Origin of the sequence: Arenivirga flava (genome assembly GCF_030161575.1) — a bacterium.
In the GTDB taxonomy this organism is placed as follows: domain Bacteria; phylum Actinomycetota; class Actinomycetes; order Actinomycetales; family Microbacteriaceae; genus Arenivirga; species Arenivirga flava.
In genome coordinates, this window is sequence record NZ_BSUL01000001.1 from 2,417,357 (window position 1) to 2,438,259 (window position 20,903).

At 72.8% G+C, this 20,903-nt stretch carries 10 protein-coding genes and 1 pseudogene; 6 read left to right on the plus strand and 5 right to left on the minus strand.

What is annotated here, in order from left to right:
- Nucleotides 1-195: 195 nt before the first annotated feature.
- Together QQK26_RS11690 and QQK26_RS11695 are read left to right on the plus strand one after the other, a co-directional pair.
- Entirely contained in the window at nt 196-726 is a 531-nt protein-coding gene (locus QQK26_RS11690) for an ASCH domain-containing protein (RefSeq protein ID WP_284232939.1), read from the plus strand.
- Between the two features lie 101 nt (nt 727-827).
- On the plus strand, nt 828-1,676 hold the full coding sequence (locus QQK26_RS11695; RefSeq protein ID WP_284234582.1) for a DNA-methyltransferase: 849 nt from the start codon (nt 828-830) through the stop codon (nt 1,674-1,676).
- Between the two features lie 950 nt (nt 1,677-2,626).
- Here QQK26_RS11695 and QQK26_RS11700 read toward each other — a convergent pair.
- From QQK26_RS11700 to QQK26_RS11720, 5 genes are all read right to left on the minus strand, one after another.
- Nucleotides 2,627-3,646 carry a LacI family DNA-binding transcriptional regulator gene (locus tag QQK26_RS11700; protein ID WP_284232942.1) on the minus strand — a complete coding sequence of 340 codons (1,020 nt, stop codon included), beginning with the start codon at nt 3,644-3,646 and terminating at the stop codon, nt 2,627-2,629.
- Between the two features lie 94 nt (nt 3,647-3,740).
- Nucleotides 3,741-4,625 (minus strand): carbohydrate ABC transporter permease, encoded by an 885-nt coding sequence (locus QQK26_RS11705; RefSeq protein WP_284232944.1) that lies wholly within the window; start codon nt 4,623-4,625, stop codon nt 3,741-3,743.
- A complete protein-coding gene (locus tag QQK26_RS11710; protein ID WP_284232950.1) occupies nt 4,622-5,638 on the minus strand; it encodes a carbohydrate ABC transporter permease in 1,017 nt (338 codons plus the stop codon). Before QQK26_RS11710 ends, QQK26_RS11705 begins: the two co-directional genes overlap by 4 nt.
- A 58-nt stretch (nt 5,639-5,696) precedes the next feature.
- Complete coding sequence (locus tag QQK26_RS11715; RefSeq protein WP_431308003.1) at nt 5,697-7,010, minus strand: ABC transporter substrate-binding protein; 1,314 nt, start codon at nt 7,008-7,010, stop codon at nt 5,697-5,699.
- A 355-nt stretch (nt 7,011-7,365) separates the two neighbouring features.
- Nucleotides 7,366-9,135: an MDR family MFS transporter gene (locus QQK26_RS11720; protein ID WP_284232953.1), complete on the minus strand. Its 1,770-nt coding sequence runs from the start codon at nt 9,133-9,135 to the stop codon at nt 7,366-7,368.
- Nucleotides 9,136-9,493: 358 nt separating this feature from the next.
- Here QQK26_RS11720 and QQK26_RS11725 point away from each other — a divergent pair, with 358 nt between their 5' ends.
- From QQK26_RS11725 to QQK26_RS11740, 4 genes and pseudogenes are all read left to right on the plus strand, one after another.
- On the plus strand, nt 9,494-10,429 hold the full coding sequence (locus tag QQK26_RS11725) for an amidase domain-containing protein (protein WP_284232955.1): 936 nt from the start codon (nt 9,494-9,496) through the stop codon (nt 10,427-10,429).
- A gap of 19 nt (nt 10,430-10,448) precedes the next feature.
- The gene (gene pheA, locus QQK26_RS11730) at nt 10,449-11,399 is read left to right on the plus strand and encodes a prephenate dehydratase (protein WP_284232958.1); all 951 of its coding nucleotides are present in this window, start codon (nt 10,449-10,451) and stop codon (nt 11,397-11,399) included.
- A 1,031-nt stretch (nt 11,400-12,430) separates the two neighbouring features.
- Nucleotides 12,431-13,437, plus strand: a pseudogene (locus QQK26_RS11735) (adenosine deaminase).
- A gap of 120 nt (nt 13,438-13,557) precedes the next feature.
- A complete protein-coding gene (locus QQK26_RS11740; RefSeq protein WP_284232960.1) occupies nt 13,558-20,877 on the plus strand; it encodes a leucine-rich repeat protein in 7,320 nt (2,439 codons plus the stop codon).
- Nucleotides 20,878-20,903: the final 26 nt, after the last annotated feature.

Genomic DNA, 20,903 nt, shown 5'->3' on the forward strand with positions numbered 1-20,903 from the left:
GCGCAGCGGTGTGACTCGTTGCGGCGTCTCGGGCTCGTTGAGCGCCACGACTCGCACCGCTGCGCCGCGAGAACCTTAGGGGGTCTGCGGAGCCTCGAGCTGGGCGCGACTCCCACCTCCGCGACCCGCGACGGCTGCGGGCGCCCGGCCTGGCGCGGGCCCGGCCGTCCCGTCCTGGCGTGGGAGGATCGACGGGTGAGCGAGCCCCTGCCCCCCGTCGCCCCGCCGGACCTCGACGCGGCCGAGCGGATGTGGGCCGCCTACGCCGCCGCGCACCCCGAAGCGCTGGTGGCCGGCGACGAGCACGTGGTCGAGGGCTTCGGCGACTCCGCCCCGCTCGCCGACGCGCTGCTGGACCTCGTGCTGCACGGCCCGAAGCGCGCCACGGCAGCCCTCTCCATCGAGTACGCGGAGGAGGGGCAGCAGCTGCCCCGCATCGGCGGCCACTGGATCGCCTGCGACGGCGCCGGCGCACCCCGCGCCATCCTGCGCACCACCGAGCTGCGCCTCGGCGGCTTCGACACCGTCGACGCGGCCTTCGCGTGGGACGAGGGCGAGGACGACCGCAGCCTCGAGAGCTGGCGGCGCGAGCACCGCCGCTACTGGGAGCGCACGCGCGCGGCGGCGGGCAGCGCCTTCGACCCCGGCGACGAGATCGTGTTCGAGCGCTTCCGGGTCGTGTGGCCGCCGGAGCACGCGGACGGCTCGCCCGCCCAGGGCTCGTGAGCCCGGCGGCGGAAGGAGCCGGCTCGGAGCCCGCCGCGCCCGAGCCGGCGGCAGCGGAGGCGACCGCCTCGGCGACGGCGGCGGACGGCGGGGCCGGCGCCGTGCATCCGCTCTGGACGCCCGACGGGCCCGATCTCGTGATCGCCGGCGACAACCTCGACGTGCTGCCGCGGCTGCCCGACGGCGCCTTCACGCTCGTCTACCTCGACCCGCCGTTCAACACGGGGCGCAGCCAGCGGCGCACCCGCACGACGAGCGTGCGCAGCGCGTCCGGCACCGTGCGCGGCTTCAAGGGCCAGGCCTACGAGCGCATCAAGGGCGACCTCATGGCCTACGACGACGACTTCGAGGACTACTGGACCTTCCTCGAGCCGCGCCTCGCCGAGGCCTGGCGGCTGCTGGCCGACGACGGCACCCTCTACCTGCACCTCGACTACCGCGAGGCCCACTACGCGAAGGTGCTGCTCGACGCGCTCTTCGGTCGGGAGTGCTTCCTCAACGAGCTCGTCTGGGCCTACGACTACGGCGCCAAGTCGAAGCGGCGCTGGCCGACGAAGCACGACACGGTGCTGGTCTACGTGAAGAACCCCGACGCGTACTGGTTCGACTCGGATGCGGTCGACCGCGAACCGTACATGGCGCCCGGTCTCGTCACCCCCGAGCAGGCGGCCCGCGGCAAGCTGCCCACGGACGTGTGGTGGCACACGATCGTCTCGCCCACCGGCAAGGAGAAGACCGGATACCCGACGCAGAAGCCCGAGGGCGTGCTGCGGCGCATCGTGCAGGCCTCCTCGCGCGAGGGCGACTGGGTGCTCGACTTCTTCGGCGGCAGCGGCACGACCGGCGCCGTGGCCGCCAAGCTCGGGCGCCGCTTCGTGCTCGTTGACCGCAATCCCGAGGCGATCGCGGTGATGCGGCAGCGGCTGCCGGAGACCGTCGACTTCCGCTGAATCGACCTTCCGCGCCCGGCGGCACCCGCTGAATCGACCCACCGCGCCCGGCGGCCGCCGTTCAGCATCGCGACCTCTCCGCTCCACCGGATTCTCATGACCTCCGAGGCGCTCACCCGGCCATCTCCGGAGGTCCCCTGTGTCCCATCGGGCCCCGCCGCGGCCCGGGAGCGCTGGGCCGGGGCCGACCACTGGAACGCGTTCCCGCACTGAGGGAGTACCGGAGCGACAAAGGTGCTGTCGTACGACAGCACCTTTGTCGCTCCGGTACTCCGACACCGATCAACCACTCGGACGCCGATCGCCCGCTCCGACACCGATCAACCACTCGGACGCCGATCGCCCGCTCCGACGCCGATCAACCGCTCGGACGCCGATCAACCACTCGGACGCCGATCGCCCGCTCCGACGCCGATCAATCACTTGGATGCCGATCGCCCGCTCGGACGCCGATCACCCGCTCCGACGCCGATCGACAGTGGGGCCGGCGGGCAGCGACGCTCGGGCATCCGGTTCCGGACTTGGGGCGCTTCGGCGACAAAGGGGCATGCGGCCGCACGCCCCGACGTCGTGAACGCGCCCCGACGCGACTCGCAGCACTCGACCGCCGAGGCCACGAGGCCACGAGGGCGCGAGGGCGCGAGGGTACGAGGGTACGAGGGCCGGAGGGCCTGCATGCGGCGGTCACCGGGCGCCCCCCACGATGGAGTATCGGAACGACGAAGGTGTCGTCGTTCCAGTACTCCGCAGTCGTCTGGACGCTCCGATGCCGCCGAGTGCGAGCGCGAGCCGAGCGCAAGCCGAGCCGAGCCGAGCCGAGCCGAGCCGAGTCGAGCCGAGTCGAGCCGAGCGCAAGTCGAGCCGCACGCGAGCCGAGCGCAAGCCGAGCGCGAGTACGAACGCCGACGTTGCCGATCACGGACCCGCGACCCGCGCGCCGCTCCGCGCCCCTACCCCGACCCGCGCTCCACGAGCTCGATAGGCATGATCGTGACGCGCGGCACCTCGGAGCCCTCGATGCGCGCGACGAGCACGTCGACCATCCGTCCCCCGAGCGCGACCGTGGGCTGGCGCACCGTCGTGAGCGGCGGCGCCGCGTTGCGCGCGAAGTAGTCGTCGTCGACCGTGACCGCGCCGATGGTGCCGGGCACGTCGACGCCCCGGTCGCGCAGCACGCCGAGCGCGCCGTGCGCCATCTGCGCGCTCGCCGCGAAGAGCCCGTCGAAGGGCTCGCCGCTCGCGAGCAGCGCCCGCATCGCCTCGGCCCCGCCCTCAGGCGTGAAGTCGCCGACGGCCTCGGGCCCGTGCTCGAGCCCCGCCTCCTGCACGGCGAGGCGCCAGCCGCGGTGCCGGTCGAGGCCGGCCGCCATGGTCTGCGGGCCGGCGATGGACGCGATCCGCCGGCGCCCCCGCGACGCGAGATGGCGCACGGCCATGCCGGCGACCTCCTCGTTGTCGACGTCCACGTAGTAGGCGCGTTCGGCGCCCTCGCCGACCGGCCGGCCGCCGAAGACCACCGGCAGCTCGTCGCCGAGCTCCACGTACGACCGGTCGTCGCTGTGGTGCGAGATCACGAGCGCCCCGTCCACGTTGCCGCCGCGCAGGTAGCGCCGCGTCTTGTCGGGGTCGCTCTCCGAGGTGATCAGCATCGTGAGCGTGTAGTCGGTGCGCGCGGTGCCCATCGCCGCACCCTGCACGGCCGAGGCGAAGTAGGGGTCCGAGAAGAACCGCGCCGTGTTCTCGGGGATCACGAGCGCGATCGACTGGGTGCGCCGGCTCGCGAGCACCCTCGCGGCGCGGTTGGGCACGTAGCCGAGCTCGTCCACGGCGGCGTTCACGGCGGCCACGGCCTCGGCGGTCACCCGCGGCGATCCGTTGATCACCCGCGAGACGGTCGCCCGCGAGAGCCCGGCCGCGGCGGCGACCTGCTCCAGCGTGGGCGCGCCGCCGATGCGTTCGATCCTGCTCATCCGAGCGCTCCCTCCGACGGTCCGGCGTCATTCTAGGAGCCGTCCGGCGCCGGGGGCCGCATCCGCCCGGTCCACGAGCGGATGCGCACCCCTGTCAGCCCTTGACGGCGCCCTGCATGATGCCGCCGATGAGCTGCCTGCCGGCGACGACGAAGAGCACGAGCAGCGGCAGGGAGGCGAGCACCGCGCCCGCCAGCACGACGGAGTAGTCGACGTAGTAGCCGGACTGCAGCTGGCTGAGCGCCACCTGCAGCGTCGGGTTCTGCGGTGCCACGATGAGCGGCCAGAGGTAGTCCGTCCACGCGAGCATGAAGGTGAACAGGCCGAGGATCGCCATGGCGGGGCGCGCCGCCGGCACCGCGACGTGCAGGAAGGTGCGGATCTGGTTGGCCCCGTCCATCCGCGCCGCCTCGATCAGCTCGTCGGGGATCACGTCGACGAGGTACTGCCGCATGAAGAACACCCCGAAGGCGGTGACGAGCATCGGCACGATGATGGCGCCGAGCTCGCCGGTCCAGCCGAGCTGGCGCATGCTGATGAAGAGCGGGATGATGCCCAGCTGCGTAGGGATCGCCATGGTCGCGATCACGGACACCATGAGCCCGTCGCGTCCCTTGAAGCGCAGCTTGGCGAACGCGTAGCCGGCTAGGGTGCCGAAGGTGACGACCGAGAGGGTGATCACGCTGGCGACGATGAGGCTGTTGCCGACCGCCAGCCAGAACGGCACCGCGTCGAGCACGGTGAGCGCGTTGCGCACGAAGTTCTCGCCGGGGATCAGCGGCAGCGTCTCCGCGCGCGTCGCGTTCGAGCCGCTCGCGACGACGAACGACCACCAGAGCGGATACGACGAGCCGAGCACGAAGGCGGTCAGCAGCCCGTAGACGAGGAAGCCGGGTCGGTTGCCGAGCCCGCGTCGGCGACGCCGCGGTGCCTCCGGAGCAGCGGATGCGGTGGGAACGGGCAGGGTCGCGGCGCTCATCGACGAGCCCCCTTCGATCGGTCGCGACGGCGACGCACGGCGCTCTCGGCCGACGCGATCCGGCGGGAGAGCAGGAAGTTGATCAGGCCGATGCCCACGATCAGCAGGAAGAGCAGCCAGGCGATCGCCGCCGCCTCGCCGAAGTTCTGGCGGAAGAACGCCATTTCCCACAGGTAGAGCACCGAGGTCTGGAACTGCCGGTCGCTGCCGCCGACGCCGCCGGCCGTGGTCACGTCGAAGAGCCGCGGCTCGGCGAAGATCTGCAGGCCGCCGATGGTGGCGGTGATGAGCACGAACACGAAGGTGGGACGGATGCCCGGCAGCGTCACCGAGAGGAACCGCCGCACCGCGCCGGCCCCGTCGATGGCCGCGGCCTCGTGCAGGTCGCGCGGCACCGACTGCATGGCCGCCAGCAGGATGAGCGCGTTGTAGCCGGTCCAGCGCCAGTTCACCATCGTGGCGATGGCGACGTGGCTCGCCAGCGTGTCCTGCTTCCAGTCGATCGGCTCGATGCCGACGACGCCGAGCAGGTTGTTGACGAGCCCGCTCTGCTCGTTGAAGACGCTCGAGAAGATGAGCGCCACCGCGACCGGGCTCACGATGTACGGCAGCAGCACGCTCATGCGCCAGAAGGTCTTGGCGCGCAGGTTCTGGTCGAGGACCGCGGCGATCACGAGCGCCACCAGCAGCTGCGGCACCGTGGAGAGCACGAAGATGCTCAGCGTGTTGCCGATCGAGTTCCAGAAGAAGCGGTCCTGCAGCACGGCGGCGAAGTTCGCGAGGCCGACGAAGTCGCCCTGCCCCTGCAGCAGCTGCCAGTCGTGCAGCGAGACGACGAGCGTGTAGACGAGCGGGAACAGGCCGGTGAGCCCGAAGAGCACGAAGAACGGCGCGATGTAGAGGTACGGCGAGGCCTTGACGTCGAAGCGGCTGAGGCGCTGGCGGCGCGTGAGCCGTGCGCGCGGTGCGGGCTGCGGGGGAGCGGATGCGGGGCGGATGAGCGTGGAGGTCATGGTGCGGACCCGACGTCCCGGGCGGGGCCCCGGCCTGAGCCGGGACCCCGCCTCGGGATCAGTCGACGAGCTCCCCGAGGAGCTGCTGCGCCTGCGACCAGCCGTCGTCGGCGTCCGCGTCGCCGCGGTCGATCGCGTCGAGCGGCGGGCCGAAGACGCTCTCCTGGATCAGCGAGTCGTCCGGACCCTTGAACTGCGCCTGCACGCCCTCGGCGCGCTCGGCCAGGATCGCCCCGGTCGGGGCGTCGTTGAAGATCGGGTTCGGCGTCGCATCGGCGGCCAGCTGCTCCTGCGCGGCGAGGGTGCTCGGGAAGTTGCCGGCCGCGGTCGACTGCTTCACCTGCTGCTCGGGCTCGGTCAGCCAGGAGGCGAGCTTCGCGGCCTCCTCCTGGTGCTCGGAGGTGGTGGGCACGGTGAGGAAGGCGCCGCCCCAGTTGGCTGCCCCGCCGGGGAAGACGTCGGCGAAGTCCCATCCGCTCTCCGCCCCGCCGCCGCCGGCCTCGAGGCGCTCGGTCACGTTGCCGAGCATCCAGCCGGGGCAGACGAGGGTGGCGAAGGTGCCGTCGGTGAACGACTTGCCGCCGTTCCAGTCCCATTCGGTCTCGGCGGCGGAGAGTCCGTCGGCGGCGGCCGTCGCCAGCAGGTCGAAGCGCTCGCGCAGCTCGGGGTTGTCGTCGACGATGAGCTCGCCGTCGGTCGAGTAGTAGCCCTCGGGCAGCTGGTTGACCATGGCGTTCCAGACGAAGCCCGACTGGTCGAACCAGGCCTTGCCGGTGGCCTCCTGGTACTGGCGGCCCAGGTCGAAGTAGCCCTCCCAGGTGGCGTCGTCGCCGCCGAGCAGCTCGGCCACGGCCTCGCGGTCGCCCGGCAGTCCGGCCGCCTCGAAGAGGTCGCGGTTGTAGCAGAGCCCCTCGGGGCCGATGTCGGTGCCGTAGCCGATCACGCGGCCGTCGGGGTCGGTCGCCTGCGCGTACTTCCAGTCCACCCAGTCGGCGGCGCGGTCCTCGATGCCGTGGTCGCGCAGGTCGACGAACTGGTCGGAGACCTCCATGATGGCGCCGAGCCAGCCCTCCTCGATGGCGACGACGTCGGAGAGGCCGCCGCCGGCGGCGAGCTTGGTGAAGACGTCCGTGCGGGCGTTGCCGCCGGTGTCGATGTTCGAGGCCTCGATGGTGATGCCCGGGTTGAGCTCCTCGTACTCGTCGTAGAGGTCCTCGTAGCCGAAGGTGCCGAAGGTGGTGACGGTGAGGGTCAGGTCGCCGCCGTCGCCCTCCGCGTCGCCTGCGGCGGAGCACCCGGCGACGCCGGTGGCGAGGGCGAGGAAGCCGGCCCCGAGCCCGATGGCCCGCGTGCGGGCGCGCTGATGTGACACGTTCACTCCTTTGTGCTGTGTGGCGTGGGAGCGCTCTCACGCGCGGCTGCGACGTTGCGTGGGAGCGCTCTCACGGGGATGAGGGGAAGCTACCCCGCATCCCGAGCAACTGTCAACGGCGGGTTCCGACGACTGGCCGCGTCCCGCGCCTCCACGGGCTCGGGCCGTCAACCCTCCGCGTCGGGGCGCTTCGACGACGATGGGGCATGCGCACGCGCGCCCCGATGTCGCTGAGGCGCCCCAAGCCACCTTCGGGCGCGCCGCTCGTGCCACCCGCGCGCTCCGCGATTCCGCCCCGCAGCGAGGCCGCGCCCCGGAGCGGGGCGCGGCCTCCGTCGAGCCTGGGCCCGGGCGCTCAGTGGCGGTCGTGCTCGGTCGGGGCCGCGGACGGGATGGCACCCGTGCCGACGCTCGCGGCGGCGGCCTCGAGGCGTGCATCCGCTTCGGCGTCGGTGGGCGAGGACGGCGTGCCCGCGACGGGCATCGAGCCCGCGGCGCCCGCGGCGGCGGCCCGCTCGTCCGCGGCCTCCTGCAGCGCCGACTTCTCGCGCAGCGGGGTGGCCTTGAGGAAGAAGCTCAGCACGAAGGCGACGAGGATCACCGCGAGGCCGATCCAGTAGACCGCCGTGGTCGCCTGCGCGAAGCCGTCGAGGAACGGCGCCGTCAGGCGCGGGTCGGCGCCGATGAGGAACGAGGTGTCGCCGTTCAGCGCGCCCCCGGCCGAGGAGGCGCCGCCCTGCAGCAGCTGCAGGATCGCGGCGTTCGCGGGGTCGGCCAGCACCTCCGGGTCCTGCAGCGCGGCGGCGAGCGAGTCCGCGTGCGTCGCCGAGCCGAAGGCCGCCGCGAGCGTCTCGGGCAGGCGCCCGAACAGCACCGAGAACACGACGGCCGTGCCGAGCGTGCCGCCGATCTGGCGGAAGAACGTGGCCGCCGAGGTCGCCACGCCCATGTCGCGCACGTGCACCGAGTTCTGGCTCGCGATGGTCAGCGTCTGCATGAGCTGACCGAGGCCGAGGCCGGCGAGCGCCATGCCGATCATGGTGAACCAGACCGGCTTGTCGTACGTCGAGAAGGTGAGGAAGAAGTAGGCGCCGGCGAGCAGCGCCGTGCCGAGGATCGGGAAGACCTTGTAGCGCCCGGTGCGGGCGATGATCTGGCCGCTGACGATCGACGCCAGCATGAGCCCGCCGATCATCGGCAGCATCATCCAGCCGGCCTCGGTGGGCGTCGCGCCGTCGACGAGCTGCAGGTAGAGCGGGATCATCATCATCACGCTGAACATGCCGAAGCCGACGAGCACGCCGAGCACGGTCGCCATGCTGAAGGTGGGCGAGCGGAAGACGGAGAGCGGGATCAGCGCATCCGATCCCATCCGCTTCTCGGTGACGATGAAGGCGACGAGGCCGGCGACCGTCAGCGCGTAGCAGAGGATGGCGACCGGCGAGGCCCAGCCCCACTCGCGACCCTGCTCCGCGACCAGGATGAGCGGCACGACCGTGAGCATCACGAAGGCGGCGCCCCACCAGTCGATGCGCACCGTGCGGTGCTGGTGCGGCAGGTGCAGGAACCGCATCACGACGGCGAGGGCGGCGAGACCGATGGGCAGGTTGATGAGGAACACCCAGCGCCAGCCGTCGATGAAGAGGATCTCGTCGACGCCCGACAGCAGCCCGCCGACGAGCGGTCCGATCACGCTGGAGACGCCGAAGACGGCGAGGAAGTAGCCCTGGTACTTGGCGCGTTCGCGGGGCGCGAGGATGTCGCCCATGATCGTCAGCGGCAGCGCCATGAGGCCGCCGGCGCCGAGGCCCTGCACGGCGCGGAAGCCGGCGAGCTGGTACATGTCCTGCGCGAATCCGCTCAGCACGGAGCCGATCAGGAACAGCACGATCGCGATGATGAACAACGGCCGGCGGCCGAAGAGGTCGCTGAGCTTGCCGTAGATCGGGGTGCTCACGGTCGCGACGATGAGGAACGCGGTGGTGACCCAGGCCTGCAGGCTGAGGCCCTGCAGGTCGTCGGCGATGGTCTTCATCGCGGTGCCGACGACGGTCTGGTTGAGGGACGACAGGAACATGCCCGCCATGAGCCCGACGATCACGAGCATGATCTGCCGGTGGGTCATGAGGGGGTGCCGCTGTCGTGCGCGGTGGTGGGTGTGGCGGCTGACATGGGTGGGAGACCTCTGGAGGGAAGGAAGCGGATGCGCGAAAGTTGCGCAGACTGCAAAATTACACCGAGCGCAGCGGATGCGCAAACGTGGGCCGGTGGTCGGTGCGCCGTGGCGTGCTTCGCCGCGCCGTGCCGTGCCCCGCATCGCCGCGTTCCGCGTGCCCCGCTTCGCCGCGCCGTGCCGCGCCTTGCACCGCCGTGCCGCGCCCCGCTTTGCTTCGTCGCGCCGCGCCGCGCCGCGCTCGAGGCCCGGCTCGAGGCCCGCCGCGATCCTCGGCCCGTTCGGAGCGCGCCTCGCGTACCCTGGATCGGTGACCCCCTCCCTCCGCCCGGCCCCCGCGCGCCCGCGCCGCCGCGCCCTCGTCGCCGTGATCGCCGCGGCTGCGGCGACCGCCCTGCTCGCCGGCTGCAGCGCCCCGGCCCCCGCGGCGGACGGTCGCAGCCTCGTGCCCGGCGTCGGCAGCGGAGTCTCCGCGAGCCCGGAGCTCGCCGCCGTCAGCCCCGCCGCGGCCTCCGTGAGCGGCGGCGACGTGCTGACCCTCACCGGCACCGCGCTCGACGGCGTCGACCGGGTCACGGTCGGAGGCCGCGAGGCCGCCGACGTCACCGTCGTGAGCGGCACCGAGGTCACCGCGGTCGCCCCGCGCACCGCCGAGTACCAGGCGGACTCCGGCGAGGTCGTCGCCTGGGTCGGCGACGAGCAGGTCGCCGCCGAGGTCGCGCCCGTCGTGCAGTACGAGGTGCGCACCGGCATCGACCGCCAGCTCTCCTACGCCCTGAAGCACTGGCAGCGCGAGGACTACAACCTCGACGAGTGGGGCACCCTCAACCCGGTCGGCGGCGACTGCGCCAACTTCGTCAGCCAGACCCTCATCCAGCGCGGATGGGAGATGACCGACGACTGGTTCAGCTACGACCAGTCCGCGAACCGCACCGGCAGCTGGGGCTACGTGCCCGCGATGGACGCCTGGCTCGAGGCCAACGCCGAGCAGTACGGGCTGACGAAGCTCTCGAGCGAGCAGCGCGATCAGGTGAAGGTCGGCGACATCGTCATGTTCGACTGGGAGCGCAACGGCACCAACAACCACGTGCAGATCGTCAGCGACGTCGTGCACGAGGCCGACGGCTCGATCAGCATCCTGATGGTGGGCCACAACAAGGACACCGACTTCCGCGACTTCGACGAGACGATCACCGTCGACTGGCCCGGCGGCGCCGGCTACTTCTGGTCGATCCCCGCAGCCTGAGGCTCGCTACGCTCGACCCATGAGCGCCGAGCACCCCGCCCCCGAGAGCTACAGCTACCTCGGCCCGGCCGGCACGTTCACCGAGGCCGCGCTCAAGCAGGTCGAGGGGGCCGCGGGCAAGCCCTGGCGCAGCGTCAACAACGTCGGCGAGGCGCTCGCCGACGTGCTCGAGGGCCGCAGCGCCGCCGCGATGATCGCCATCGAGAACTCGGTCGACGGCGGCGTCACCGCAACGCAGGACGCGCTCGCGACCCTGCCCGGTCTGCGCATCGTCGGCGAGTACCTGGTGCCGGTGCGCTTCGTGCTCGTCGCCAGACGGGGGACGAGGCTGGCGGATGTGCGGGTCGTCAACGCGCATCCGGTCGCCTACGGTCAATCCCGCCGTTGGATGGACTCCGCGCTGCCGAGCCACGGGCACATCCCGGCGACCTCGAACGTCGCCGCCGCCGCGAGCCTGCTCCTGAACGAGCACGCGGATGCGGCGATCGCCCCGCCCGGCATCGTCGACCACTACGACCTCGAGGTGCTCGCCGAGGACATCGGCGACAACCCGAACGCCGTCACCCGCTTCGTGCTGGTCAGCCGCTCGACCGCGCTGCCCGCGCCGACCGGCGCCGACAAGACGAGCATCATCGTCGAGCTGCCCAGCGACCGCCCCGGCACCCTGCTCGAGATGCTCGAGCAGTTCAGCACCCGCGGCGTCAACATGAGCCTGATCCAGTCGCGCCCGATCGGCGACGCCCTCGGCAGGTACCGCTTCGTCATCGACCTCGACGGCCACGTGCTCGAGGAGCGGGTCGCCGACGCCCTGCTGGGCCTGCGGCGCTTCTCGCCCAAGGTGCTGTTCCTCGGCTCGTACGCCCGCGCCGACGGTGCGCCGGTCGGCATCGACCCGCAGTACGGCGACGACAACTTCGTCGAGGCGCGCGACTGGCTGCGCGACCTCGTGAGCGGCGCGACCGCGGACTAGGACCCGGCGCGAGGTCGCACCTCCGGCCGGCGCGCTCCTCGCGCTCCGCGCTCCGCGCGCGCTCTGCGTGCGCTTCCCCCTCCGCGCGCCCCCGCGCTCTCCGCGCTCCGCGCGCTCCGCGCGCTCCGCGCTCTCCGCTCTCCGCGCTCCGCGCTCCGCGCGCGCTTCCCCCGCCTCTCCGCGCGCGCTTCCCCCTCCGCCCTTCGCGTCTCGCGTCTCGCGTCTCGCGTCTCGCGTCTCGCGTCTCGCGTCTCGCGTCTCGCGTCTCGCGTCTCGCGTCTCGCGTCCGACCTTCGCCTCTCGCCCGCCGCTCCTTGCGTCCGCCATTCGCCTCTTGCCCGTCGCGTCTCGCGTCCTCTCCTCCCTCTCTTCTTTTGCCCCTCGCCCCAGCTGCTCTTGACCAAATGACGGAGATCGACAGCGCACGTCCGCACGTTTTCCGCATATGCGTGTCGGCACCCGCGAAAAGCACGCATCCGCGTGTCAGTCGTGAGATCGCACCGGTGAGCTCCGTCGTTTGGTGCAGGGCGAGGGCGGGTGTGAGCGCAGGGCGGGTGCGCGTGCGGGTGCGGGGCGGTCGCTGGGCGGGACGGATGCAGGTGCGGGGTTGTCGAGATCTGCACACCGGGCGAGCGCCCGCGGTCTTCATCCCGGTGCCAAATGAAGGAAGACGCCTGGGTGCTCGGCGTCGGTTCCCGCTGCTGCGGGAGCGAAGGCGGCTTTGCTCCGCAGATGCGGGTCGCGCAAGTCGCGGCCAGTGCTACTTCCTTCATTTGGTACCGGGCGGGGGTTGTGTCGTCCGGTCCGAGCAGACCGAGCTGCCGCCACCCAGACCCGCCGCCTGCGCCGAGCCTCTGCCCGCGCCGAGCCTCTGCCCGCGCCGAGCATCTGCCCGCGCCGAGCATCTGCGCAGGCCGAGCCGCCGCCACCCCGACCTGCTGTCATCCCGACCTGCTGTCATCCCGACCCGCCGCCACCCCGAGCCGCCGCGCGCCCCGCCGCCGCCGGTCGCCCGGTGGCATCATCGGGGCATGACGTCGATCGACACCCTGCCCAAGGCCGAGCTGCACCTGCACATCGAGGGCACGCTCGAGCCGGAGCTGGCCTTCGCCCTCGCCGAGCGCAACGGTGTCGCCCTGCCCTTCCCGAGCGTCGAGGCGCTGCGCGCCGCCTACGACTTCGACGATCTGCAGTCGTTCCTCGACCTCTACTACGCGACGATGGCGGTGCTGCGCACCGAGCGCGACTTCACCGAGCTGACGCTCGCCTACCTCGAGCGGGCCTCGGCGCAGGGGCTCGCGCACGTGGAGGTGTTCTTCGATCCGCAGGCGCACACGACCCGCGGCGTGCCGTTCGAGCAGGTGGTCGACGGCATCGTGGCCGGCCTCGCGATCGGGCAGGAGCGCTGGAACGTCACGAGCGCCCTCATCCTCTGCTTCCTGCGCGACCGGCCCGTCGCCGAGGCCCTCGAGGTGCTCGAGCTCGCGGCCTCGACGCGGCTGGCCTCGATCGACGGCGTGGGGCTCGACTCCGCCGAGGTCGGCTACCCGCCGGCGCTCTTCGAGGAGGTCTACGCTCGCGCGTCCGACCTCGGCCTGCGGCTCGTCGCGCACGCGGGGAGGAGGCGCCGCCCGCCTACATCGTCGAGGCGCTGGAGGTGCTCGGGGTCGAGCGCATCGACCACGGGGTGCAGGCGGCCCGGGATGCGGCGCTGATCGAGCGGCTCGCGGCCGAGCGCATCCCGCTCACCGTCTGCCCGTTGTCGAACCTGCGGCTGCGGGTCATCGACGACCTGGCCGCGCATCCGCTGCTCCGCCTGCTCGACGCGGGGGTGCTCGTCACGGTGAACAGCGACGATCCGGCCTACTTCGGCGGCTACGTGGGCGACAACTACGCGGCTGTCCGCGACGCGCTGGGGCTGACGGATGCGCAGCTCGCCCAGTTGGCCCGCAACGGCATCGAGGCGAGCTGGGCGAGCGAGCCCCGCAAGCACGAGCTGCTCGCGGCGGTGGATCGGTGGGAGTCTGACGCGCCGTGAGCTTGCGCTCAGCGGATGAGGTCTGCCTTAATAAGGTTCGCCTTACCTCACAGGATTGATGGCGGCGACTCCCGCCCGGTCGGCGGGTGAGCGCATCCCTCCCCGCTCCTGAAGGACCTCATGCACCGCCCTGCCCGCGCCATCCGCTTCGCCGCCATCGTCACCCTCTCCCTCGGCCTGGTCGCGGCCTCATCGCCCGCCGCCGCCGCGCCGACGGCGCCGCCCACCGCGGCTGTCGCGTCCACCGAGCCGGCCGAGCCGGCCGAGCCGCCCGCCGCGCCGGCCGACCCGGCCGACCCGGCCAACCCGCCCGCGCGCGGCTCGGGATCAGAGCCGGTGGAGGAGCCCTTCACCCCCGAGCAGCTGCTCGAGCCGGCCGGCGGCGGGCTGCCCGGCGGCGGGCTGCCCGGCGGCGGGCTGCCCGGCATCGAGCCGTCCCGCACCGACCTCGAGCAGCCGACGGCCGAGGTGGCCGCGGGCAACGTGACGGTGATCGTGCAGCTGGACGAGGGCGTCGGGCTGCCGTGGTGGCGCACCCTCTTCGGCGCGAGTGACGAGGCGCGCCACGATCACGTGCGCGAGCGCATCGCGGCCCTCGTCGAGGCGCTGCCCGACGAGCTGCCCTACGAGAACGCTGCGTCGCAGGAGGGCGCTCCCGTCTACGAGCCCGAGTTCGCCGAGGTGGCCGACTTCACCGAGGCGCTCGACGGCTTCGCGGTCACCGTGCCCGCGGCGCTGCTGCCCGACATCGACGAGCTGGAGGGCGTGCGCACCGCCTTCGTCGAGCGCGTGCTCGAGGTGCCGGTCGCGCAGAGCAGCGATGCGGCTCTCAGCAACGCCGCGGCGCTGGCCATGATGCGCGCGGACGAGGTCGAGCTGCGGGGCGAGGGGCAGGTCGTCGCGGTCATCGACTCGGGCCTCGATGTCGAGCACGAGGCCTTCTCCGGGCCGCTCGACGAGGCGACGCTGGGGCTCACGGCCGACGCGGCGGAGTCCCTCGTCGAACGGCTCGGTCGCGGCGCCTTCGTCGGCGCGAAGCTGCCCTTCGTGCACGACTACGCCGACGGCGACACCGATGTCGTGCCGCGCGGCTCCGCGGGCTCGGATCATGGCACGCACGTCGCGGGCATCGTCGGGGCGAACGCCGGCGAGATCCGCGGCACCGCTCCGGCCGCCCAGCTGCTCATCATGAAGGTCGCCAGCGACGTGACCGGGGGCATCCCCGACTCGGCCCTGCTCGCAGCGCTCGACGACGCGGCCGCGATCGGACCCGACGCCGTCAACCTGTCGCTCGGCGTCGACGCGGGCCTGGCCGACCCGGCGGGAACGGTCTACAGCGAGGTCTACGCGCAGCTCGCCGCGCGCGGCATCACGGTCAACGCGGCGGCCGGCAACGCCGGCAGCGCCTCGCAGGGCAACCTCGGCGGGCGTGATCTGCCGTTCGCCTCCGATCCGGACAACGCGACGGTCTCCGAACCCGCCGCCTACCCGTCCGTGCTCGCCGTGGCGAGCGTGGACGAGACGGAGCCGCTGCGCGCGTTCGGCGGTCCCGGTGGACGGAGCATCGGCTGGCTGCCCGCACAGGGTGCCGCCGGCCAGGCGGTGGCCGACTTCGGCGCGCTCGCGGAGGGCGACTACCCGGCCGTCGACGCCGGGTACGGCAGCGAGTCCGACGGCACCGCGCTGCTCGAGCGCCACCCGGACGGGCTGCGGGACTCGATCGTGCTCATCGAGCGCGGAGGCGAGGGGGCGGACGGCCAGCGCCTCAGCTTCGAGGCGAAGCTGCGTAACGTCGAGGCGGCCGCGCCGGCCGCGGTGCTCTTCATCGACGACGAGGCGTGGATCTCGGCGCCGCGGGCGCCCGGCATCGAGCTGGACACCATCCCGGCGGCGATCGTCTCGCCCGAGGACGGTGCTGCGCTGCGCGCGGGCGGCCCGATCGCCATCCGTCCCGGCCTGACGGTCGACCCCGAGTGGAACGCGACGCCGAGCGACTTCTCGAGCTGGGGCGTCGCGCCCGACCTCACCCTCAAGCCCGAGGTCTCCGCGCCGGGCGGCGGGATCCGGTCCGCCCTCATCGGCGGAGGGTACGGCGACCTCAGCGGCACCTCGATGGCCGCGCCGCAGCTCGCCGGCCTCTCCGCGCTCGTGCGCCAGCGTCTGGAACGGTACGAGGCGTTCGGATCGCTCGACGAGGCCGAGCGCAGTGCGGCGGTGACGCAGCTGCTCATGGGCACCGCGCATCCGATCCCCGGCGGCGACGGCGTGCTCGTCTCGCCCCGCAAGCAGGGTGCCGGGCTCGTCGACGCCGTCGCGGCGACGACGGGCACGGTGCTGCCGAGCGTGGTGGGCGCCGTCGAGGCGTCGCGGCCCAAGGCCGATCTCGGCGACGGCACGCAGGGCTGGGACTTCTCGGTGCGCCTGCAGAACCTCGGTGCACGGGCCCAGACCTTCGCGATCGACGCTTCGGCGCTGTCGGAGCGGATCGAGGACGGCTTCCTGCAGCAGCGCTCGCAGGAGTGGACCGACCGTGGCATCGACCTCGCCTTCGGCGGTGACGCCGAGGGCTCCGGAGCGGATGCGTCCGTGACCGTCGCCGCCGGAGCGACGGCGACCGTGAGCGTCGAGGTGTCGATCGGCGCCGCCTTCCGAGACTTCGTCGCCGAGCAGGCCCCCAACGGGGCCTTCGTCGAGGGCTTCGTGCTGCTCGACGCGCAGGACGGTGTCGACCTCTCGGTGCCGTTCCTCGGCTTCCACGGCGACTGGTCGGCGGTGCCCGTCTTCGACCGACCGCTGTGGGAGGGCGGCGCGCATCAGTACGGCACCGCGCTCGTCAGCAGCAGCACCGGCATGCCGCTGGGCCTGAATCCGCTCGACCCCCTCGTGCTGGGAGGAGCGATCGACCCGGCCGCGATCGATCCCGAGCGCTTCGTGGTCTCCGACGCATCGTTCGGCTCGGCGCCGAACCGGATGCAGCCGGTCACCGGAACGCTCCGCTCGCTCGAGCGCCTGCGCTACGACTACCGCGCCGCGGACGGCACCGCCGTGCGCAGCTGGCAGTACGACGACGCCTACAAGTCGCTGCTCGACCAGCGCAGCTCGGCGATGCAGTACGTCGAGGCGAAGCTGGGCGCCCCGTACTTCGACGGGCTCGACGAGCAGGGGCGGCAGGTGCCAGACGGCGAGTACGTGCTCGAGCAGACCGCGCTCACCGCCGGCGCCGAGGGCGCCGAGCAGTCGCAGCGGTTCGCCTTCCGCTACGACACGGTCGGGCCGCGCATCGAGGACCTGAGCGTCGACGAGGTGGACGGCGTCCAGACGGTGAGCTTCACGGCGACCGACGACACGTGGCTCTCCGCCATCGACTTCCACGATCCGACGTTCGGCGGCTGGTTCCACCGCGTGCTCGCGGGCGAGCCCGAGCTGCGGGAGGACGGCTCGCGCAGCTACCGCTTCGCCGTGCCGATGAGCGAACTGCAGCAGTCGTGGAACGACATGGGCGGCGAGGGCGCAGTGCCCACGGCGGTGCCGCTGTTCGCCTGGGACTACGGTCTGAACGCCAGCACGCGCAGCACCGTGGAGCTGCGCCCCACCCCGGTGAGCAGCGTCACGGTCGCTCCGTCGGAGCTGGAGCTCGTACCCGGTCAGCTGCGGCAGCTGACGGTATCCTTCGAGCCGAGCGACGCCACCGCCACCGACCTGGTCTGGAGCAGCTCCGACGAGACGGTGGCCACGGTGTCGCCGAGCGGTCGGGTGAGCGCGCAGGGGGCAGGCGAGACGGTCGTCGAGGCGCGCACCGAGTCCGGCGCGACCGCTCGCAGCCTCGTGCGGGTCGCGGCGGTGGCGGATGCGGTCGGCATGGTCCTCTCGGAGGACGTGATCGACGTGCCCTTCGGCGGGACCGCGGACGTCGCCGCGATGACCGCATCCGCTCTCGACGGCCGCGAGGTGGTCTGGACGAGCGCGGACGAGCGGATCGTCACGGTCGAGGCCCGCGGCGACGGCCGCGAGGCCGTGCTGCGCAGCGGCGCCGCCACGGGCGAGGCCACGGTCACCGCGCGGTCGGAGACGGCGGCCGGGCGCGTGGTGGAGGCCACGGCGACGATCCGCGTGCGACAGGCCGACTACGCCGACTTCGTCATCGACGCCGAGGGTGTGCTGCTCGACTACCGCGGCACGAGCCAGTTCGTGACCGTGCCGGGCGACGTGGTCGGCATCGCCGACAACGCCTTCCGTGAACGCCGAGCGGCGACCGTGCACGTGCCGGCGGGGGTCGAGTGGATCGGAGACGACGTGTTCCGCGACATGCCCGCGCTGCGGCAGCTGACGTTCGAGGACACCGACGAGCATCCGAGCCGGCTGCAGCGCGTGGGTGCGAACCTCATCCATCGCACCCTGCGGATGACCGAGGTGGAGCTGCCGCGCTCGGTGACCGAGGTCGGTGCCGGCGCCTTCTCGGTCTCCACGGTGCAGCGGGTCTCGCTGCCCGCCGGGGTGACCCGGCTGAGCGCCGACCTGTTCTCGCAGTCCGCGCAGCTGCGCGAGGTGCGGGTCTCGGATGCGGTGGTTGAGATCGAGCGCAACGCCTTCCTCACGACGCCGTCGCTCAGCGCACTGACCCTGATCGACGCGGAGACGGGCGAGGAGGGAACCGGGCTGCCCCGTGCGCTCACGACCATCGGCGACAGCGCCTTCTCCGGGTCGGGCCTCGCCGAGGTCCACCTCCCCGATGGCGTGCGCAGCATCGGCGACTTCGCCTTCGCCCTGGTGCCCGCGTCGCGGATCGAGCTGAACGACGGTCTCGAGCGGATCGGAGCCGGCGCGCTGCAGAGCACGCGCGTCACCGACCTGGTCGTGCCCGACTCGGTGACGGAGGTGGGCCGGCAGGCCTTCGGCGGCATGGCCTCGCTCCGCACGGCGCACATCGGCGACCGCGTCGGGGCCGGCGATCTCGTCACCGCGTTCACCCGCACCCCGTCGTTGCGATCGATCACCGTGGACGACGATGCGCTGCACTACGCGGTCGTCGATGGTGCGCTGCTCGACGCGCAGCGGGAGCTGCTGGTGGCCCTGCCCGCGGCCCTGCCGGTCGAGGACGGCCGCTACCGGGTGCCGGACGGCGTCCGGGAGATCGTCGAGGAGGCCCTGCTCGCCTCGCCGCTGCGGTCCGTCGAGCTGCCGGACTCCCTGCGCGTCGTCGGCCCGAGCGCGTTCGCCGGTGCCGCCCTCGAGCGACTCGATCTGCCGGAGGCGTTCGAGCGCATCGAGCGCAGCGCGTTCAGCAGCAACGGTGCGCTGGCGAGGGTGGATCTCGGCGGAACAGTCGCGATCGGCGGCTCGGCCTTCGACTTCGCGCAGTCGCTCACCGAGCTCGATCTGCGCCCCGATCTGCAGCGGCTGACCTCCATCGGCGATCGCGCGTTCGGCAACGTCCCGCTGGTCTCGGTCGTGCTGCCGGACTCGGTCTCGTCGCTGGGCGATCTCGCGTTCGCCAACAACCCCGCCCTGCGCGAGGTGCATCTCGGTGCGGGGCTCACCGAGCTGCGGATGGGCGCGTTCACGGGCTCGAACGGCTTCTCGACACTCACCGTGTCGGAGCGCAACCCGGTCTTCCGAGCCGACCGCAACGTGCTCTACGGCACGCTCGACGACGGGCAGCACCTCGTGCTGTCGCTGCCGACGAACAGCTTCGCCGAGTACGAGGTGCTCCCCGGAACGGTGCAGATCGACGCCCAGGCCTTCCGCAACCACGCCTCGCTGGAGCGGGTCGTACTGCCGGAGGGACTGCTGCGCCTCGGTGTCGGAGCCTTCAACAACACCGCGAAGCTGCGCGAGGTGGTGTTCCCCGACAGCCTGGAGCACGTCGACGGCTTCTACACCACCGGACTCGACACCGTCATGCTCGGCGATCGGGTGCGCTCGGTGGTGAGCGGCGCGTTCATGGGCAGGATGCCGGAGCGGCTCGTGCTGCGCGGCGGGCAGGACGCCTCCTTCGCCGACTCGATGGACTTCTTCGAAACCAGGCAGCGCAGCGCCTTCTTCGGCGAGGGCGTGCGCGAGGTGCGCTACTCCTACGGCGCGCTGCCCGAGGTGCTCGTGCTGCCCTCGACGCTGCGCACGCTGCAGCTGTCCACCTACGCGGCCGACGCCAGCGGGGTGCGACTCCACGTCGCCGGCGGCCCGCACACCCCGGCGTGGGCCGTGGCGGAGGCGGCGCTGCTCGAGCGCGGACTCGACCCGACGACCCAGCTGCTGCCCTACAAGCCGCTGACCGCGACCGTGCTGGCGGAGGGTCCGTTCCAGCGCGGAGCCAGCGTGCCGACCACCGTGCTCGTCGACGGCGGGGTGCCCCGGGAGCGTCAGCTGCGACTGCTCGAGGTCGGCGCCGACGGCAGCCAGCGCGTGCTGCAGGACTGGACGGATGCGGCGGAGCTCGCCCCGTCGGCGGCAGTCGGCGAGCGCATGGCCGCCCTCGCGGACGAACCGCAGCCGGGTCTCGGCATCCGCTTCGACTGGACGGTGCCGGCCGACGGCGCCTCCCTGCGCGCCGAGGCCCGCGACACGACCCTCCTGACGGCCGGCGCCCAGCTGCGCGTCGCCGCTCCGGAACTGCAGCTCGATCTCGACGGTTCGGTGACCCGGGTCGTCGCGGGCGAGCCGGCCCCGACCTACACGGTGCGCGCGGCAGCGCCCGTGGACGGCGGCGCGCTGAGCCAGCAGTGGTTCCTCGACGGCGAGGCCGTCGAGGGCGCGACCGGCGAGTCCTTCACCCCGGCCGGGCTGACGACGGGACGGCACCGCATCCATGCCGTCGTCTCGTCCAGCGTCGACGGGCTCGTCTCGAGGACGGTCAGCCGCCCCGCCTTCGTCGAGGTGCTGCAGGGCGCCGGGACGCCGGTCTTCGGGTCGAGTGAGCCGAGCGAGGCGCGCTACCGCGTCGGCGACGCGCCGCTCGCGCTGCGCGCCGACGCCACCGCGCCCGACGGCGGCGTACTGCGCTACCAGTGGCTGCTCGACGGGCAGCCGATCGACGGCGCCACCCTGCCCGAGCTGCTGCCGGCGACGGATGCGGAGGGTCGTCGCAGCTACACCGTGGTCGTCACGAACGTGCTCGGCGGGTCGTCCGCGTCGGCGACCGGTCCGGAGCAGGTCGTCGTGGTGGAGCCGTCCCCGGTCGTCGCGCCGCCGACCGGGCCCGCGGAGCCCGGCGCGCCCGCCGGGCCGAGCCGGCCCGACACCGCACGGCAGCCGTCGGTCGCGCAGCCGGAGCGGTCGGAGGGCTCGGAGCGGATCGATCGCGCGGATGCGGGTGCGCCCGCCGAGCGCCTCACCCGCACCGGCGCATCCGCTCTGCCCGCCCTCGCCGTGGCCGGGGTCCTGCTCCTCGCGGGGGTCGCGGTGCTCGCGGTCGGCGTACGGCGCCGGCGCACCCTGGACTGAGCCGGCTGCGGCCGACGGGATCACGG

What these genes read in the sequence shown, in the direction of transcription:
- QQK26_RS11700 (WP_284232942.1), bottom strand. Translation starts at nt 3,646, where the DNA reads ATGAGCAGGATCGAACGCATCGGCGGCGCGCCCACGCTGGAGCAGGTC.
- QQK26_RS11705 (WP_284232944.1), bottom strand. Translation starts at nt 4,625, where the DNA reads ATGAGCGCCGCGACCCTGCCCGTTCCCACCGCATCCGCTGCTCCGGAG.
- QQK26_RS11710 (WP_284232950.1), bottom strand. Translation starts at nt 5,638, where the DNA reads ATGACCTCCACGCTCATCCGCCCCGCATCCGCTCCCCCGCAGCCCGCA.
- QQK26_RS11720 (WP_284232953.1), bottom strand. Translation starts at nt 9,135, where the DNA reads ATGACCCACCGGCAGATCATGCTCGTGATCGTCGGGCTCATGGCGGGC.
- pheA (WP_284232958.1), top strand. Translation starts at nt 10,449, where the DNA reads ATGAGCGCCGAGCACCCCGCCCCCGAGAGCTACAGCTACCTCGGCCCG.
- QQK26_RS11740 (WP_284232960.1), top strand. Translation starts at nt 13,558, where the DNA reads ATGCACCGCCCTGCCCGCGCCATCCGCTTCGCCGCCATCGTCACCCTC.